At 70.8% G+C, this 16,940-nt stretch carries 20 protein-coding genes and 1 tRNA gene; 9 read left to right on the forward strand and 12 right to left on the reverse strand.

What is annotated here, in order from left to right:
• Positions 1-307 precede the first annotated feature (307 nt).
• Together ACYQ8L_RS16180 and ACYQ8L_RS16185 are read right to left on the reverse strand one after the other, a co-directional pair.
• On the reverse strand, positions 308-646 hold the full coding sequence (locus ACYQ8L_RS16180; protein ID WP_459942846.1) for a cupin domain-containing protein: 339 nt from the start codon (positions 644-646) through the stop codon (positions 308-310).
• A 10-nt stretch (positions 647-656) separates the two neighbouring features.
• Positions 657-1,718: a redoxin domain-containing protein gene (locus ACYQ8L_RS16185; protein WP_459942847.1), complete on the reverse strand. Its 1,062-nt coding sequence runs from the start codon at positions 1,716-1,718 to the stop codon at positions 657-659.
• A 113-nt stretch (positions 1,719-1,831) separates the two neighbouring features.
• On the opposite strand from ACYQ8L_RS16185, the gene ACYQ8L_RS16190 reads away from it, so the two are divergent.
• The 4 genes from ACYQ8L_RS16190 to ubiE are packed head-to-tail and all read left to right on the forward strand — an operon-like array spanning position 1,832 to position 4,708.
• Complete coding sequence (locus tag ACYQ8L_RS16190) at positions 1,832-2,632, forward strand: thiazole synthase (protein ID WP_459942848.1); 801 nt, start codon at positions 1,832-1,834, stop codon at positions 2,630-2,632.
• Positions 2,629-3,780 carry a 2-iminoacetate synthase ThiH gene (gene thiH / locus ACYQ8L_RS16195; RefSeq protein WP_459942849.1) on the forward strand — a complete coding sequence of 384 codons (1,152 nt, stop codon included), beginning with the start codon at positions 2,629-2,631 and terminating at the stop codon, positions 3,778-3,780. The genes ACYQ8L_RS16190 and thiH overlap by 4 nt, the downstream gene beginning before the upstream one ends.
• Positions 3,777-3,977, forward strand: coding sequence for a sulfur carrier protein ThiS (gene thiS, locus ACYQ8L_RS16200; protein ID WP_459942850.1), 201 nt, complete (start codon positions 3,777-3,779; stop codon positions 3,975-3,977). The genes thiH and thiS overlap by 4 nt, the downstream gene beginning before the upstream one ends.
• A complete protein-coding gene (gene ubiE, locus ACYQ8L_RS16205; RefSeq protein WP_459942851.1) occupies positions 3,974-4,708 on the forward strand; it encodes a bifunctional demethylmenaquinone methyltransferase/2-methoxy-6-polyprenyl-1,4-benzoquinol methylase UbiE in 735 nt (244 codons plus the stop codon). The genes thiS and ubiE overlap by 4 nt, the downstream gene beginning before the upstream one ends.
• 128 nt (positions 4,709-4,836) lie before the next feature.
• Here the strand turns inward: ubiE and ACYQ8L_RS16210 are convergent, their stop codons facing one another.
• The 6 genes from ACYQ8L_RS16210 to ACYQ8L_RS16235 form a co-directional block, all read right to left on the reverse strand.
• A complete protein-coding gene (locus ACYQ8L_RS16210) occupies positions 4,837-6,264 on the reverse strand; it encodes a sigma-54-dependent transcriptional regulator (RefSeq protein ID WP_459942852.1) in 1,428 nt (475 codons plus the stop codon).
• Positions 6,265-6,472: 208 nt separating this feature from the next.
• Complete coding sequence (gene hypE / locus ACYQ8L_RS16215) at positions 6,473-7,471, reverse strand: hydrogenase expression/formation protein HypE (RefSeq protein WP_459942853.1); 999 nt, start codon at positions 7,469-7,471, stop codon at positions 6,473-6,475.
• Positions 7,464-8,525, reverse strand: coding sequence for a hydrogenase formation protein HypD (gene hypD / locus ACYQ8L_RS16220; protein WP_459942854.1), 1,062 nt, complete (start codon positions 8,523-8,525; stop codon positions 7,464-7,466). Before hypD ends, hypE begins: the two co-directional genes overlap by 8 nt.
• Before the next feature lie 25 nt (positions 8,526-8,550).
• Complete coding sequence (locus ACYQ8L_RS16225; RefSeq protein WP_459942855.1) at positions 8,551-8,778, reverse strand: HypC/HybG/HupF family hydrogenase formation chaperone; 228 nt, start codon at positions 8,776-8,778, stop codon at positions 8,551-8,553.
• Positions 8,779-8,806: 28 nt separating this feature from the next.
• Entirely contained in the window at positions 8,807-9,082 is a 276-nt protein-coding gene (locus ACYQ8L_RS16230) for an HU family DNA-binding protein (protein ID WP_459942856.1), read from the reverse strand.
• An 88-nt stretch (positions 9,083-9,170) separates the two neighbouring features.
• Positions 9,171-9,247 (reverse strand) — tRNA-Arg (locus ACYQ8L_RS16235).
• A gap of 142 nt (positions 9,248-9,389) precedes the next feature.
• Between ACYQ8L_RS16235 and ACYQ8L_RS16240 the strand changes: the two genes are divergently transcribed.
• Positions 9,390-10,274, forward strand: a complete 885-nt coding sequence (locus ACYQ8L_RS16240) for a PHP domain-containing protein (protein ID WP_459942857.1) — start codon at positions 9,390-9,392, stop codon at positions 10,272-10,274.
• Positions 10,275-10,293: 19 nt separating this feature from the next.
• On the opposite strand, the gene ACYQ8L_RS16245 is transcribed toward ACYQ8L_RS16240, so the two are convergent.
• A complete protein-coding gene (locus tag ACYQ8L_RS16245; protein ID WP_459942858.1) occupies positions 10,294-10,503 on the reverse strand; it encodes a dodecin family protein in 210 nt (69 codons plus the stop codon).
• A 111-nt stretch (positions 10,504-10,614) separates the two neighbouring features.
• Positions 10,615-11,730, reverse strand: coding sequence for a baeRF10 domain-containing protein (locus tag ACYQ8L_RS16250; protein WP_459942859.1), 1,116 nt, complete (start codon positions 11,728-11,730; stop codon positions 10,615-10,617).
• A 140-nt stretch (positions 11,731-11,870) separates the two neighbouring features.
• On the opposite strand from ACYQ8L_RS16250, the gene thiF reads away from it, so the two are divergent.
• Genes thiF through ACYQ8L_RS16270 form a run of 4 tightly spaced genes read left to right on the forward strand, consistent with a single transcriptional unit; the run spans position 11,871 to position 15,253 of the window.
• A complete protein-coding gene (thiF, locus tag ACYQ8L_RS16255) occupies positions 11,871-12,677 on the forward strand; it encodes a sulfur carrier protein ThiS adenylyltransferase ThiF (RefSeq protein WP_459942860.1) in 807 nt (268 codons plus the stop codon).
• A 4-nt stretch (positions 12,678-12,681) separates the two neighbouring features.
• Positions 12,682-14,277 carry a glycerol-3-phosphate dehydrogenase/oxidase gene (locus ACYQ8L_RS16260; protein ID WP_459942861.1) on the forward strand — a complete coding sequence of 532 codons (1,596 nt, stop codon included), beginning with the start codon at positions 12,682-12,684 and terminating at the stop codon, positions 14,275-14,277.
• Entirely contained in the window at positions 14,274-15,071 is a 798-nt protein-coding gene (locus ACYQ8L_RS16265; protein ID WP_459942862.1) for an SIR2 family NAD-dependent protein deacylase, read from the forward strand. Before ACYQ8L_RS16260 ends, ACYQ8L_RS16265 begins: the two co-directional genes overlap by 4 nt.
• The gene (locus ACYQ8L_RS16270; RefSeq protein ID WP_459942863.1) at positions 15,068-15,253 is read left to right on the forward strand and encodes a ferredoxin; all 186 of its coding nucleotides are present in this window, start codon (positions 15,068-15,070) and stop codon (positions 15,251-15,253) included. Before ACYQ8L_RS16265 ends, ACYQ8L_RS16270 begins: the two co-directional genes overlap by 4 nt.
• Here ACYQ8L_RS16270 and ACYQ8L_RS16275 read toward each other — a convergent pair.
• Together ACYQ8L_RS16275 and ACYQ8L_RS16280 are read right to left on the reverse strand one after the other, a co-directional pair.
• Positions 15,241-15,363 (reverse strand): hypothetical protein, encoded by a 123-nt coding sequence (locus ACYQ8L_RS16275; protein ID WP_459942864.1) that lies wholly within the window; start codon positions 15,361-15,363, stop codon positions 15,241-15,243. The genes ACYQ8L_RS16270 and ACYQ8L_RS16275 overlap by 13 nt on opposite strands.
• A 114-nt stretch (positions 15,364-15,477) precedes the next feature.
• Complete coding sequence (locus tag ACYQ8L_RS16280) at positions 15,478-16,656, reverse strand: CaiB/BaiF CoA transferase family protein (protein ID WP_459942865.1); 1,179 nt, start codon at positions 16,654-16,656, stop codon at positions 15,478-15,480.
• Between the last annotated feature and the right edge of the window lie 284 nt (positions 16,657-16,940).

The raw sequence follows: 16,940 nt of genomic DNA on the forward strand, positions 1-16,940 counted from the left end.
CCCAACGCAAGCATTGTCAGATCCCCGTCGTTGCTACGGAAACCCGCGGGTGGGGGGCTGGTGGAGAGCCGGGTGCGGCCCCTCACCTCGCCGCGCCATCACCACGCCCGGATCGCTTTGGAAGATCCGGAACGTCCGCCACCGCCGCACCGGCCTGCCGAGCCGACAACGGCATGGAAAGGCGCGGCGATCGGGTGCCGCACTCGCGCCCGGCCGGAACCAGCCCCCCACCCGCCGCCGGCAATCCTTTCGAAGGTGTTAGCACCCCCGCGGCCCAGCGGACCCGCAGACCAAGCCCGGCCCAGAATCAGGACTTCGGCACCACGCAGATGAACCGCAGGCCCTCGTCCTCGGCCGCGCGGAACTGGTGGAGCACCCCAGGGGCCACGTACACCACGTCCCCCGGCCCCAGGGGGTCGGTTCGCCCCTCCTCCACCAGGCTCCCGTGGCCCGCCACGACGAACACCTCGTGCTCGAACCCGTGGGTGTGGTAGGGGGTGTGGCCTCCCGGCTCCACGTCGAACACGCGCATGACGAAGTTCGGCGCGCCCTGGGCCTCCCCGATCACGACCCGGATCGTCACCCCCCTCGCGCCCTCCATCTCGACGGGCTTCGCTTCGATGTCCTCCACGTTACCGATCCGCATCTCGTCCTCCTTATTCTGGGTTCGGGGCCTTCTCCCGCACGGAGCGCGCCTCGTCGGGCCGGCCGAGTTTTTCCAGGGCCTGGGCCCACCCCTCGAACGCCTCCCCGTAGCCCGGGTCGAGCTCCGCGGCCTTCTGGAACACGCCGCGGGCATTTTCGTAAAGGCCGCGGTCCATGAGCATGCGTCCCATCCGCACGTAGCGCACCGCCTTGGGATTGGGTTCGGCCCCCGACACGGGTCCCGTCCCGTCCCGAACCGCCGGGGCCGGCGGCACCCGTGGCTCCTCCGCGGGTTTCGCCTCGGATCCCGGTGCCGCAGCCGGCGGCTTCGCTTCCCCTCTCTCCTCGGCCAGCAGGGCCTCGGCCCGCGCCAGCCCCTCCTTGGCCCGGACGTAGTCGGGATCCTCCTCCAACGCCTTCCGGAACGCCTCCTCGGCCCGGGCTGCCATGCGGCGTTTCAGCAAAATCTCTCCCATCCGGGCGTACCGCTCGGCCAACCCCTTGGGCTTGGGCCCCCTCGGTTCCGTCGCCGCCTCGGAGGGGACCTCCTCCACCAGGCCGAGGGCGCGGAGGACCTCCTCCTTGAACGTATCCCGGGTCATCCGGGAGTACCCTTCCAGGAGGGCCCGAACGGTCCCCTCGGGGTCCAAAAGCACAAGCGAGGGCACGGCGATGACCCCGTAGTCGTTGAACACCGCGAGGCTCTCATCGACGACCACCGGGAACGAAATCCCCCGTTCCCCGAGCCACGCCGCGATCCGTTCGGCCTCCCCCGGCTCGCGCTCCTGGTGCTCCACGTTCACCCCTACGACCTGGAGACCGTGCTCCCGGTGCTCCCGGTACAGGTCCTGGAACTCGCCCAGGGCCTCCTCGCTCCGGGGACTCCACATGGCCCAGAAAACGAGAACCGTGGCCTTCTCCCCCAGGTGCTCGGCGAGCCGCAACGCCTCGCCGGAGGGGGTGAGCAGGGTGAAGTCCTTGAGCGGGTCCCCCAAGGAGGTCCGTTTGAACGCGGCCGCCGGGGATCCCAACAACAAGACCATCACGGCCGCCCACGCTGCCACACGCTTCATCGCCTGGCTCCTCGTTCTCGGTCCCGCCCCCCTTCCGTTGCATCGACCGGGGGCGTTTGCCATACTAGCCGACGAGGCAGATCTTCTACAAATCGGCAGTTTCCAGGTATGAAATGAACCAGCCGCTTTCCGCCGGCGATGACCCGTTGGTCATCGCCGGTCGCACCTTTCGGTCCCGGCTCCTCATGGGAACCGGGAAGTTTCCCGACCCCGCGGTCATGGCCGAAGCCCTGGCCGCGTCGGGCGCCGAGATCGTGACGGTGGCCCTCCGGCGGGTCGATCTCACCCGCCCCCAGGAGGACATCCTGGCCTATGTGGACCGGGACCGCTATCTGCTGCTGCCCAACACCTCCGGCGCCCGCACCGCCGAGGAGGCGGTGCGCCTGGCCCGGCTCGCCCGGGCGGCCGGGCTCTCCGACTGGGTGAAGCTCGAGGTCACCCCGGACCCCCGGTATCTCCTGCCCGACCCGGTGGAGACGCTGCGGGCCGCAGAGATCCTGGTGCGGGAGGGGTTCACGGTGCTGCCCTACATCGGCGCCGATCCCATCCTGGCGAAGCGTCTCGAAGAGATCGGCACGGCCACCGTGATGCCGTTGGGCTCTCCCATCGGATCCGGGCGCGGGCTCCTGACCCGGGACTCCGTGGCGATTATCATCGAGCAGGCCACGGTGCCCGTGGTGGTGGACGCGGGGCTGGGGGTTCCGTCCCACGCGGCTGAGGCCATGGAGATGGGAGCCGACGCCGTGCTCGTGAACACGGCGGTGGCCGTGGCCCGGGACCCGGTGGCCATGGCCGCGGCGTTTCGCAAGGGGGTGGAGGCGGGCCGCCAGGCGTTTCTGGCCGGCCGAGCCCCCGTTTCGAGGGAGGCCCGGGCCTCGAGCCCCCTGACCGGGTTCCTGCGGGACGACGCATGACGTTCGAGGCGTACTGGTCGAAGCAGCCCTGGGCCGAGCTGGTGGCCCAGGCCGAACGGGCCCGGGAGGCCGACGTGGAGGCGGCGCTCGCGGGGCGGGCCGTGGACTTCGAGGGGTTTCTGGCGCTCCTGTCCCCGGCCGCTTCCCGGCACCTGGAGCCCATGGCCCGCCGGGCCCAGGCGCTCACGGCCGAGCGGTTCGGCCGGGTGGTGCAGCTCTACGCCCCCCTCTACGTCTCCAACGACTGCCTGAACGCGTGCGTGTACTGCGGGTTCAACCGCAACAACCCCATCCGGCGCACCACATTGACGCCGGAGGAGGCCGAGGCGGAGGCCCGGGTGCTGTGGTCCCAGGGGTTCCGGAACCTCCTCGTGGTTTCGTCGGAGAACCCCAAGGTCGTCCCGGTCGGGTACTTCGAGGAGCTGGGCCGGCGGATCGGGCCCCTGTTTCCGAGCCTCTCCGTCGAGATCTATCCCCTGGACGAAACCGGATACGGCCGCCTCGTGGAGGCGGGGTACGACGGGGTCACGGTGTTCCAGGAAACCTACGACCCGGATCTCTACCGCCGGGTGCACCCGTCCGGCCGCAAGGCCGACTACGGCTGGCGGCTCGGGACCCCGGAACGGGCCGCCCGCGCCGGGATGCGCCGGGTCGGGCTCGGGGCGCTCCTGGGGCTGGGACCGTGGCGGCTCGAGGCGGTTGGGCTCGCGCTCCACGCCCTGTGGCTCGAGCGTCACCACTGGAAGACCCAGGTCACGATCTCGTTTCCCCGGCTCCGCCCCGCTCCTGGCGGATTCCAGCCCCCCCACCCCGTGTCGGACCGGGAGCTCGTCCAGATGATGTGCGCCCTTCGGCTCCTCCTGCCGGATGTGGGCCTCGTGCTCTCCACCCGGGAGTCGCCCGAATTTCGGGATGGGGTCACCCGGATCTGCGTGACCCACACGAGCGCGGGATCCCGGACCGAGCCGGGAGGATACACCCGCCCCGGGGCGGCCGATGTGCAGTTCCAGGTGGAGGACCGCCGGAGCCCGCGGGAGGTGGCGGCGCGACTCACGCAACTGGGGCTCGAACCCGTGTGGAAGGACTGGGACGCGGCGTTCCGGACCTCGGGGGAAAGCGGACGGCTCCAGGGAGGAGCAACGACGTGACGGTGGTGGTGAACGGGCAACCGCGGGACGTCGCCGAGGGAGCTTCGCTCGACGCCCTTCTCACGAGCCTCGGCCTTTTCCCCGGCTCCGTGGTGGTCGAGCGAAACGGCGAGGTCGTTCGGCGGGACGAGTTCGCACAGGTTCGGCTGAAGGAGGGAGACCGGCTCGAGATCGTGCGCTTCGTGGGGGGCGGATGAATCCGGCCGCCGACCCCCGGGAACGGGCCCGCGCCGTGCGGGCCATGTTCTCGGCCATCGCCCCCACCTACGATCTCCTGAACCGGATCCTCAGCCTGGGCATCGACCGGGGGTGGCGACGCGAGCTCGTGCGCCGGATCCCCGGCGAGGCCCGGAGGGTGCTGGACCTCGCGTGCGGCACGGGGGACGTGGCCCTGGAGATCCGGAAGCAGCGGCCCGAGGCCCGGGTCTACGGCGCGGACTTCGCGCTCCCCATGCTCCGGGCCGGCGTGCCGAAGCTGCGGCGCCGGGGGGCGGACGGCTCCATCCTCCTCCAGAACGCCTCGGCCGAGGACCTTCCCTACGCCTCCGACACGTTCGACGCCGCCACCATCGCGTTCGGCATCCGGAACGTGGCCCGCCGGGAGCGGGCGTTGGGGGAGCTCCACAGGGTGCTCCGGCCGGGAGGGGTTCTGCTGGTGCTCGATTTCTCCCTGCCGCGCTCCGCGGGCCTCGCCGCCCTGTACCGGGTCTACTTCCACCGGATGCTTCCGTTCGTGGGAGGGGTGATCTCCGGCAACTTCGAGGCCTACCGCTACCTTCCCCGGAGCGTCGAGGGGTTCCCGCCCCGGTTCCGGTTCGCGGCCATGATGACCCGGGCCGGGTTCGGGCGCGTCTCCTACCGGGATCTCACCTTCGGAATCGTGACCCTCTACGAGGCCACGAAGCCGATGCGAGAGGTAACGCGGTAGGCGGCCCGGATCGGCAGCCCCCGGCGTGGGCCCCGCGGCCGACAGCGCGGAATCGGTTTCCCCGGACACAACAAACGCCCCCCGACACGCGCGTCAAGGGGGCGCTCCGCCGCCAAGCCTCCCGGCCGTCAGTTCGGCTCCAGCCCGCACTCCCGGATCTTGTAGAGGAGGGTCTTGTAGCTGATGTCCAGGAGTTGGGCGGCCTTGCGGCGGTTCCAGTTGGTCTGGCGCAGCACCGCCGCGATCATGCGCCGCTCCGCCTGCAGCGCGGCGCTGCGGGCGATCTCCTTGAGCGAGATCACCTCCCCCGGCTTTTCCCCGATCTCGATCTGGTCGAGGGGATCGGGCGGAGCCACGGGAACGGCGGCCGGCGAGGCGGGGGTCACGTTCTTCGCCCGGAACTCGCTGAACAAGAACCGCTCGTCGTTCAGGATGACGAGCCGTTTGACGAGGTTCTCGAGCTCCCGCACGTTGCCCGGCCAGTCGTAGGACAGGAAATAGGCCATCAGGGCGTCCGACACCTCGGCGGGGCCGCGGCCGTACTTCTCCACGTACTTGTGGAGGAAGTACCGTGTGAGGAGCGGGATATCCTCCCGCCGCTCCCGCAGCGGGGGGATCCGCACGTTCACCACGTTCAGGCGGTAGTAGAGGTCCTCCCGGAACTCCTTGTTCTCCACGGCCTTGCGCAGGTCGCGGTTCGTGGCGCACACGATCCGCACGTCCACCCGCACGGGCTCGTTTCCCCCCACCCGGCAGAACTCCCGGTCCTGGAGCACCTGCAGCAGCTTCGCCTGGAGCGGGAGCCCCATCTCCCCGATCTCGTCCAGGAAGATCGTGCCCCCGTCGGCGTACTCGAACTTGCCGAGCTTGCGCCTCTGGGCCCCGGTGAACGCACCCTTTTCATACCCGAACAGCTCGCTCTCCAGGAGGTCGGGGGGAAGGGCGGCGCAGTTCACCTTGACCCACCGCCCCTGCCGGCGGGCGGACTTGGTGTGGAGGCGCCGGGCGGCGAGCTCCTTTCCGACCCCGCTCTCCCCCTCGATGAGCACCGTGACGTCGGTGTCGGCCACCGAGTCCAGGAGGTCCTTCATCGCCTGGAGCGTCGGGCTCACCCCCACGATGGGGTCGAGCTGCTCCTGCTCGGCGAGCTGGCTTCGAAGCTCCCGGATCTCCCGGACCAGGCGCCGGCGGTCCAGGGCCTTTTCGAGGGCGAGCTTGAGCTCCTCGGCCTCGAACGACTTGTCGATGTAATCGTAGGCGCCGGCGCGCATGGCCTCCACCACCGTGGCCGTGCGACCGACCCCGGAAAGCATGATCACCGGGAGTTCCGGGTCCCGGTCGCGCAGATGCCGCAGCGTGGCGAGCCCGTCCATGCCGGGCATCATGACGTCGAGCACGACCACATCGGGCGAAACCCCGTTTTTGAGCCGCGCCAGGGCCTGCTCCCCGCTCTCGGCGGTCACCACCCGGTATCCCTCCAGGGAGAGCAGGCTCTCCAGATACGCGAGGATGCCCGGATCGTCATCCACGACCAGAACCGTATACTGCGAGTCCATCGGTCCGACTCCCCTCGCCCCGCGGTGTCCCGGGGCTCCCCCGAAGGAACTCCATCCCTCCCGAATCGGGCCCGCCTTCCGCGCCGGTCCCCCTAGTCCCGGCGCAAACCCCGGCGTCCCCCCCTTTCGCCCCGGGTGAACCGACCCCAAACGAGCACCGGATCAACCTACACCGCCCGGCCCCTCCGTCAAGCGCACGCGCCGGGGCTCAGCAGATCCGGGGCAGCAACTCGCCGGCCGGCTCGTCCACGAACCGCAGCGCACCCAACTCCGTCCGGGCCACCACCCGGGTCGGCCCGCTCCGGACCTCCCCCACCCGGGCCGCCCGGCGGCCCAGGGGATGGGCCCGGAGCACCTCGAGGGCCCGGTCTGCGTGCCCCGCCGGCACGATGACCACGGCGCACCCCTCGTTCGCGACCTCCAGGGGATCGTAGCCCAGAAGGTCGCAGGCCGCCCGGACCGCGCGGGGCACCGGCACCCGGTCCTCCTCGAGCACGATCTCAACGCCCGACTGCACGGCGATCTCGTTTAGAGCCCCGGCCACGCCGCCCCGGGTGGGATCCCGGAGGGCATGGATCTCCACACCGGCGTCAAGCATCCGGGCCACGAGCCCGTTCAGGGGGGCCACGTCGCTCGTCACGTCGGCTTCGAACCCCAGGCCCTCCCTCCGGGAGAGCACGGCGATGCCGTGCCGACCCACCTCGCCCGTGAGGAGCACCGCGTCGCCCGGCCTCGCGGCCGACCCCGAGATCTCCCGGCCCTCCGGGAGCACCCCTACCCCTGCGGTGTTCACGATCGGGCCTCCGTCGGGAACCACCTTCGTGTCGCCGGCCACGATCCGCACCCCGGCCTCCCGGGTCCGGCGGGCCATGTGCGCCACGATCCGCTCAAGGTCCCGGAGCGGAAACCCCTCCGGCAGCACGAAGCCGGCCGTGAGGTACAGCGGCCGAGCCCCCACCATGGCCAGGTCGTTCACCGTGCCGCAGACGGCCAGGTCCCCCAGGTTCCCCCCCGGGAACTCCCAGGGGTCGACCACGTAGGAGTCGGTGGTCACCGCCAGCCGGCCGGCGGGCACCTCGACCCGGGCCGCATCGTCGAGGCCGGCCCCCGCCACGTCCCCCAGCCCCCGCAGGAACACGTCCCGAATGAGTTCCTTCATCTCCCGGCCGCCCCCCCCGTGGGCCCGGGTCACCACCGCCTCAGGCATACCCGGCCCTCCGGTACCGGTAGTGGGCCCCGCAGGCGCCCTCGGAACTTACCATGCACGCCCCGACCGGGTGCCGGGGCGTGCAGGCCCGGCCGAACAGGGGGCACTGGGCCGGTTCCCGGACCCCCCGGAGGACCTCGGCGCAGCGGCATCCCTCGGGTTCCCGCCCCTCGAAGCGCCGCCCTTCCAGAAACCGCCTCCGGGCGTCCCAGGCGGCAAACTCCGGCCGCAGATCGTATCCGCTCCCCTCGACCATCCCGAGCCCCCTCCACCGGGCGGGGACCCTCTCGAACACCCGCTCCAGAACGGCCCGGGCGGCCGGATTGCCATGGGCCGTGACCGCCCGGGGGTACGCGTTCTCCACCCGGGCCTCGCCCCGCTCCCCCTGCCGGAGCAACGCCGCCAGGCCGGCCAGCACGTCCGCCGGTTCGAACCCGGCCACGCAGCACGGCACACGATACCTTTCGGCCAGGGGCTCGTAAGCTTGAGCCCCGAGGACCATGCTCGCGTGGCCCGGGCACAAAAACGCCCCGATCCGGACCTCGGGGTCCTCCAGGAGCGCGGTCATGGCGGGAAGGATCGCCTTGTGGGCCGAGAGCACGGAGAAGTTGCGCACGCCCTTGGCCGCGGCCTCGAGGACGGCCACGGCCGAGGCGGGCGCCGTCGTCTCGAACCCGAGGCCCAATAGGACCACCTCCCGACCAGGCTCCCGTTGGGCGATGGCCAGGGCGTCGAGCGCCGAGTACACCACCCGCACGTCGGCCCCCCCTGCCCTGGCCGCCGCCAGGGTGGCGTCGCTCCCGGGCACCCGAATCCCGTCCCCGTACGTCGCAAGGACGACCCCCGCCTCGGTGGCCAGGTGGATCGCCTCGTCGAACGTCTCCACCGGGGTCACACACACGGGGCACCCCGGCCCGGAGAGCATGCGGACACCCTCCGGCAGGAGCTCCCGCAGTCCCATCCGGGCGATGGCCACGGTGTGGGTGCCGCACACCTCCATGACCGCTACGGGCGGCCCCCGGTAGGCCCGAATCTTTTCGAGGAGGGCAGACACAAGTTCGGGCCCGTTCGGGCCCGCTTCAGGAAAGGTCATCTTCTAGAATCTGCCGAAACAGTTCCCGGGTCTCCCGCGCCTCCCCGGGGTCGACCCGATGGAGCGCAAACCCGGCGTGGACGATCACGAAATCCCCCGCCTCGAGATCTGGGAGGAGCGCGGTGGACACGGTCCGGCGCACGCCCCCGAAATCCACCTCGGCCGTCCCGTCCTCCCGCACCTCGAGGATCTCTCCCGGCACCGCGACACACATGGGACCAACCTCTTTGGGGCAGGCCGGATCAGGAGTCGATCCGCTCCTTGAGTTCCTTCCCAACCTTGAAGTAGGGCAGACGCTTGGGGGGCACCTCGATCCGTTCGCCGGTCTTGGGGTTGCGCCCGACGTAGGCGTCGTATTTCTTCACGCAGAAACTGCCGAACCCGCGGATCTCGATCCGGTCCTCGTTAAGGATTGCGTTCTCCATGGCCTCGAAGAACGTGTCCACCGCCGCTCTCGCCTCCTTGAGCGGCATGCCACCCCGTTCCGACAGCGCCTTGATGAGATCCGACTTGTTCATGGCTCGGATACCTCCCAGCGACAGAGCCCCCATCCGGCCGCCAGCGCGGGGTCCGGAAGCAGGGGGTTCGGACTTCGACGGTGTCCCTTGGTGCCCCCGGCAGGGCTCGAACCTGCGACCCCAGGATTAGGAATCCTGTGCTCTATCCGACTGAGCTACGGGGGCCCGGGTTGGGTGGCCGATGCTAGATGGGCCAAAGGCGAAAGTCAAGCTGTTGAACACGTTAGAGAAAAAGTGATCCGAAGCCCTTGACGGGGCCGTCCCCTGCGCGTATATCCGCCCGTTCCCCTTGCCCGGGAGGCGACCGATGGTGGACCTGCACACCCACAGCACCTTCTCGGACGGCACGTGGCCGCCCCGACGCCTCGTGGAGGAGGCGCGCCGCGTAGGCCTCGCCGCCATCGGGCTCACCGACCACGACAGCGTGGACGGGAACCGGGAACTCCTGGAGGCCGGAGCCGAACTGGGCGTGGCGGTGGTGCCCGGCGTGGAGATCTCCACCCGTTGGGGGCAGGTGACCTTTCACCTCCTGGGGTACGGCATCGACACCCGCCTCCCCGAGGTCCGGCGCGCGTTCGCTCGTCTCGCCCGAAGCCGCGAAGAGCGGGCGCCGAAAATGGTGGCGCGACTTCGCGAGTTGGGGTTCTCGATCTCCCTCGAGGAGGTCGCGGCCGAGGCCAACGGCGCCCTCGTCGGCCGGCCCCACGTCGCCCGGGTGCTCGTTCGCAAGGGCATCGCCCGCGACCTCCAGGACGCGTTCGACCGGTTCCTGGGCCGGGGCAAACCGGCCTACGTGGACAAGGACCGTCTTTCCCCCGACGAGGCCTGCCGGATGATCCGGTCGGCGGGAGGAGTGGCGGTGCTCGCCCACCCGGGCCTCATCGAAGGGGAGCACCCCGGCGTGCTCGGCCCCCTCCTCGACCACCTGGTCGGGGCGGGCCTCGAGGGGGTGGAGGCGTACTACAGCCGTCACACCCGCGAGCAGCAGGAGCGGTACCGTTCGATGGCGGCCCGCAGGGGGCTTCTCGTCACGGGTGGAAGCGATTTCCACGAACCGAGCGCCGACGGCCCCCAGCTCGGCACCGGATTCGGGAACCTCGAAACTCCCGACGCCTGCGCCCGGGAGCTGGCGGCCCGGCTCAGGGACCGCCGGCCGGAACTCGCCCCCTACCTGGAACCGCTGACCCGATAGGCGTTCCGCGGACCCGGGGCTAGAGCGTGTCTTCCAGGAGGAACGTCACCCGGAGCGTAACCCGGTACTCCTGGATGGCCTCGTCTTTCACGCTGGCCCGCCACTCCGTGACGTGGAACCCCGTGATGTTGCGGAGGGTCTTTGCCGCCCGCTCGAACCCCTTGCGGATCGCGTCGTCGAAGCTCACCGGAGATGCGGCAATCAGTTCGGTTACGCGCGCCACGGCCATGGTCGTCCTCCTTTGGTGAGGGTTGGTGGGGAATCGCCGGTCGTGCCGGTTCCCGGCGGATGGGCCAAGGGGCCGGGCGGGCGCCCCGCGCGCCCCTTGAAAATCCTGGATCTAATATCGGAGCGCCGCGACCACCCCGCCGGCCTCGTCCAGGAGCGGATGCTCCCGGAAGACCGCCACGTTGCCGTCGCTGGCCAGCACCCCCCGCACCCACTCCTCGCCCAACTCCACGGCGTCCACGGGGGCTCCGCACCGGGGGCACCCGAGGGGGACCCTCTCCCCCATCTCCCCGCAGGCCGGGCACACCCATCCGGGACGCTCGAACGAGTCCAAAAGGAACAATTCGTGGACCCGCCCATCGCGAACGGCTTCGGAGACGGCTTCCACGCCGACGGCCCGGTCCCCCTCCCGGTCGAGCACCTTTCTCAGACGGGCGGTCGCGGCCTCGTCCCGGGCCCGGGCCAGGGCGGCCAGGGCCTTGGCCTGCACCTCCGGCAGCGGCTCGTGGGGATCGACACGCAACCGCGCCACCAGTCGGCCCTGGAGACGCCGCGGCACCTCCCGCTCGAACGCGGCCACGACCTCCTCGGGCCCGGCGACCGCGATCCGGGCCACATCGCGCTCATCGGTCCACTCGGCGAGCTTTTCGGCCAGCGTGCGAAGGTTGCGCTGGAGGTGCTCCTCCACGTGGCGCTGGAACCGCGCCTGGCTCCACCCCCCCTGTTCGTGCCGGCCCGGGAACTCCTCGTCCGAAAACTCCCAGGTCCGGGAAATACCGCCCAGGTAGAACTCCACCAATCTTCCGGCCTCCGCCCCCACCTGGACCAGCACCCCCCTCTCGCCTTCCCACAGCACCCGGGACGCCTGGCGGAGAAACGGCCGATCCCCGCACGCCACCTGGTCGCGAAACGGGATGTGGCAGCGGAGGACATCGAAAATCCCCCGGCCGTCGCAGGCAAACAGGGCGATGCCGTCGTACTCCTCGTCCCTCTCCCTCGCCACCACCTGCCGCACGTATTCTTCGATCCGCTCCCGAGTCCCATCGGTCATCTGACGCATCGGTTCCGGCATCTGCTGGGCGCACTCCCTCAGCTTCGATTTCACGAAGATGCGCACCCTCTCCCGCTCTTTTTCGCTCCCCCAGCGGGTGTTCAGGTACACCGTGACGAACCCTCCGTCCGTGCGTTCCAACTTCGCGAGATCCCGAATCTTCCGCTCCGCGCCCATGGCCGCCTCCCGCGTCGGATACCGTTGGAACCGTTCCTGTGGGACTGGGAGCCTAGCGGACCCGAGGAAGGTGTCAAGACGCGGCTTGCGAACCGGCCCCGGGGGTGCAAGAATCCTCGGGCCCGGCCACGAGGAGGCGGATGGTGCGCGTAAAGGTGAACGAACAGTACCGGGAGGTACCCCAGGGGACCCGGCTCGGAGACCTCCGGCAGGCCGTCAAGCCCGATGCCGACGTGTTGATCAGAAACGGGTTTCCGGCGGGTGACGACGTCGTCCTCGAAGACGGGGACGAGGTGGTTCTCATCCGGCGGGGTGAGGTCCCCAGTGAGGAGGAACTCGAGGCCCTCCTGGTGGCGCGGCACACCCCCGGGGTGCACGCCCGGGTCAAGGGGGCGTGCGTGGGGGTCGCGGGGCTCGGGGGCCTGGGCAGCCAGGTGGCCGTGGCGCTCGCCCGAACCGGGTTCGGCCGGCTCGTCCTGGCCGATTTCGACGTGGTCGAACCCTCGAACCTCAACCGCCAGCAGTACTTCGTGGACCAGATCGGGAGGCCCAAGGTCGAGGCCCTGGCCGAGAACCTTCGGCGGATCAACCCCTACGTGCGCCTGGACCTCCACCAGGTCCGTCTTACGCCAGAGAACATCCCGGAGATCTTCCGGGATTGCCGGGTGTTGGTGGAGGCCTTCGACCGGGCCGACCAGAAGGCGATGTTGGTGGAAACGGCGCTCACCCGGTTGCCCGGAACCTGGATCGTGGCGGCCTCGGGGCTGGCCGGCTACGGGCCCGCGGACGCGATCCGGACCCATCGGGTGGGGGAGCGGCTCTTCGTGGTGGGGGATCTGGAAACCGAGGCCCGGCCCGGCGTGGGCCTCATGGCCCCCCGGGTCGGGGTTGCGGCCCACATGCAGGCCAACCTGGTGCTCCGGGTCGTGCTGGGAGAGGAGGGGTAGCCCCGTGTCCCCAGCGTCCTATGACGTGGCCGTCGTCGGGGGCGGCATCGTGGGCGCGGCGGCGGCCCGCGACGCGGCCCTTCGGGGCCTGCGGGTTCTTCTGCTCGAACGGGGAGACTGGGCCTCCGGCACCACCGGGATCGCGGCCGGGCTCGTCCACAGCGGGTTTCGCTTTGCCCGGGACCGCAAATTCCACCTGGCCCTCCAGTGCCTGCGGGAATGGGAGACCCTCCACCGCTCGGCCCCCCACCTCGTCCGGCCCATGGCCGTGCTGATCCCCGTGTACCGGGGGGGCGGGCTGAGCCTCCGCCGGATCCGATGGGGGTTCCGGTTCTACGAGTGGCTGAGCCTCGGCTCGGGGGGACCGCCCCGGCAGATTCTGTCGGCGCGGGAGGCCGTGCGAAGGGCGCCGGCCCTTTCGGAGGAGGGGCTCCTCGGTGCGGGGCTGTTCTACGATTTCCGGTGCCTCTTCCCCTCCCGGCTCGTGCTGGAGCACGTGCGCTCGGCCCAGGAGGAGGGGGCCGACTGCCACAACTACCACGAGGTGACAAGGCTACGGCGCGTCGCCGAAGGGTTCGAGATCGAGGCCCGGGACCGGGACTCGGGGGCGAGGAGGGAATTTCGGGCCCGCACCGTGATCAACGCCGCGGGCCCCTGGATCGACGAGGTGGGGCAAAGGCTCACGCCGGACTGGCCGGGCCGGGTGAGGCTTCTCAGGGGGACCCAGGTGTGGGTGGACGCGGATCTCGACGTAGCCCTGTGGCACGAGGGGTATCCCCCCTGCTTCGGCATTCCCCGGGGCGGCCACGTGCTCGTGGGATGGGACCTCGCGGAGATCTCGGCCCCCTCGAACGGCCTGGCGCCCCGCCCCGGGGAACTGGCCGGTTGGCTCACCGAGGCCCGGCGCCGGATCCCCGGGCTCTTTCCCCACCCTTCCCGGCTCCTGCTGGCCGAGACCGGCGCATGGGCCGTTCCCCGGCGGGACGGAACCCGGGCGGGGGACCTCCCCTGCGAGTACGAGGCCGTGGAGGAGGGGGGCATGGGAGGCCACATCACCCTGGCGGGGGGCAACCTCACCCTGTTCCGGCGCCTGGCCGAGGATGGGGTGGACGCGGTGTGCAGGCGCCTGGGCGTGAACCGGCCCGGGACGACCGACCGCACCCCGCTTGCCGGGGGGGGCTTCCGGGATCAGGTGGTGTTTCGCGAAAATCTGGTGGAATGCACGGAGAACCTGCCGCGCATCCCACGGGCCGTCGTGGACCACCTGGTGGGCCTTTACGGCCGTAAGGCGTGCGAGGTGCTCGAACTGGGGCTCTCCAGCGAAGACCTCCGGGAGCGTTTGGGCCCCGATGCGAAGGACCACAAGGCCCAGGTGGTTTACGCCGTGCGGGCCGAGCACGCCCGGCACCTGGACGACGTCCTTCTGCGGCGGCTCTCCACGGGCCTCCGCCCCGATCGGGGTCTCGGGGTGGCCGAAGCGGTGGCCCAGGTGATGGCCCGGGAGCTGGGTTGGGACGAGCCTCGACGGCAGGAGGAGCTGGACCGGTTCCGGGCGCAGATCCGCGCCCAGATGGAAGCGGCGCGGGAGGCGTTCCGGTGACGGTGACCGACCTGGAACTCAGGGAACTCGCCCAGCGGGTCCAAACCGCCCGAAGACCGGTGGCGCTCACGGGGGCCGGGGTTTCGGCCGAAAGCGGAGTGCCCACGTTTCGGGGGCCCGACGGGCTTTGGCGGAGGTACAGGCCGGAGGACCTCGCCACCCCCGAGGCCTTCGCCCAGAACCCCGAGCTGGTATGGGAGTGGTACAACTGGAGGCGGGAACGGATCGCCCGGGCCCGGCCGAACCCGGCCCATCGGTGGCTGGCCGCCTACGAACGCCAGGCCCCCGCGTTCCTCCTCGTGACCCAGAACGTGGACGGGCTTCACGGGCTCGCGGGAAGCCGACGCATGGTGGAGGTCCACGGGAGCCTGTGGCGGGTGCGGTGCACGGCGTGCGGAGCCGAGCGGGAAGACCGCCAGGTCCCCCTTCCGGTGCCCCCCCGGTGCGAGGCCTGTGGGGGGCTCCTGCGCCCCGGGGTCGTGTGGTTCGGGGAGGCCCTTCCGGCCGAGGCCCTCACCCGGGCGGTCGAGGCGGTAGAGCGCGCCGACCTTCTGCTGGTGATCGGCACCTCGGCCGTGGTTCACCCCGTGGCCTCCCTCCCGGGCCTGGCCCGTTCGGCCTACGTGGTGGAGGTGAACCCCGAGCCCACCCCGCTCACGCCGACGGCGGACCTCTCGATCCGATCCCCGGCCGGGGCACTGTTCTCGCGACTCCCCTTGCCAGACGGGACGCGGGTCAAATCCTGCGAGGCCAGAGACGGCACGTCACCCCCAACGAAGGGAGACCCCCCATGAAGAAAGTCTGGGTCGACGACGAGTGCATCGCCTGCGGAACCTGCGTGGACATCTGCCCCGAGGTGTTCGAGCTCGAAGGCGACGTGGCCACGGTCCGCTCCGACGCGGACCTCAGCCTTGACGACCAGATCGTGGAGGCGGCCGAGGCCTGCCCGGTGGAGGCCATCCACTACGAGTCGTGACAATCCCGGTTCCGGCAGGGGGCGGGGGCCCGCCGGGCCTCGGCCCAGTACACGAGGTAGATCCCGGCGAGCACGCCCAAAGCCAGCAGGGCCATCGCATCCAGGTTCATGGTCCACCTCCGCTGCGGGTGGGGGTTCGTGAGCCTTGGATGCAGGATGCCCCCCGGAGGTTTCCCCCGCCTTGACGTGGGTCAAGGGGGGGAACATCGGGGGCCGGATTCCCCCTACTCCCCCTGGGCCGCCCCGGAGGCGAGGAGCTCTTCGATCTCGCCCTCGGGGAGGCCGGCCTCCCGAAGCACCTCCCGGGTGTGTTCGCCGAGGCGCGGCGGCGGGCGGCGGACCGAGGGCGGGGTGGCCGAAAGCCCAAGCGGAAACCCGAGCATCCGCAGGACGCCCCAGCCCGGCACCTCCACCGGCCGCACCAGGCCCCGCGCCCGCCAGTGGGGATCCTCCTCCAGTTCGTCCAGCTCCAGAACCGGGGTGGCACAGCAGTCCGCCTCGGCCAACTCCGCCACCCACTCGTCCCGGGTGCGGGTGCGAAAGAGGGCCCGGAGCTCGTCCATCATCCGGTCCCGGGTCTCCCCCTCGGCGAACTGCGCCTCGATCCACTCGGGCCGGCCGATGCGGCGGCAGAACCGATCCCAGAACTGGGGCTCCAGGGCGGCGAGGGCCACGTACTTGCCGTCGGCCGCCTCGTAGACGTTGTAGCAGGGGTATCGGCCCGTGAGGTGGAGTTCGGTCTCCGGCGTCCCGGCCTGCCGGTGGGCCCACCGGTAGGTGAGCCAGGTGGCCACCCCGTCCACCATGGCCGCGTCCACCACCTGGCCCCGTCCGGTGCGCTCCCGCGCGAGGAGGGCGGCCAGGATCCCGATGCACGCGTTGAGCCCCCCGCCCCCCACGTCGCCGATCTGGAAATGGGGCATCACGGGCCGCCCCCGGTCGTCCCGAAGGAGCCCCAAGGCCCCCGCCACCCCGAGGTAGTTGAGATCGTGGCCCGCCCGGTCGGCGTAAGGTCCCTCCCGGCCGTACCCGGTCACCGAGCAGTAGACGAGCCGGGGATTCCTGGCCAGGAGTTCGTCCGGCCCGAGCCCCAGCCGCTCCATGACCCCGGGACGGAACGACTCCACCACGACGTCGGCCCGGTCCACCAGGGCGAGCAACGCCTTGCGGCCTTCGGGACGCTTCAGGTTCAACGCGACGCTCCGCTTGTTGCGGTTCAGGTGGAGGAAAAAGAGGCTCTCCCCCCGCACCACCGGGGCAAACCCCCGCATGTAATCGCCCCGCCCCGGCTCCTCCACCTTGATCACGTCCGCCCCCAGATCCGCGAGGAGCTGGGTGGCGAACGGCCCCGGAAACAACCGGGAGAGGTCCACCACGCGGATGCCTTCCAACGCTCCGGACATGATTCCTCCTTTCCCTCGACGTTCCGCCAGGCGGGTCGCCCCGCTCGCAGGAACTTTCCGCTTTCGGCCGCACGTTGGACCGCCGCCGTCTGGACCACGGGACCGGAGACCGTGCCAGGTGGCAGACGACAGACGACAGAGGACAGGGGTGCTCTGACCTCTGACTTCTGAATTCTGTCCCCTGCTACGGCAGCCGTTCCCATAGGCTGGCCGGCGCGATGGCGCCGGAACCCCGAAGGTTCTTAGGGGCCTAGCCGCCGAGCAGCCCAGCCGCCTAGCCGAAA

The sequence above is a fragment of the Deferrisoma palaeochoriense genome, assembly GCF_054656955.1.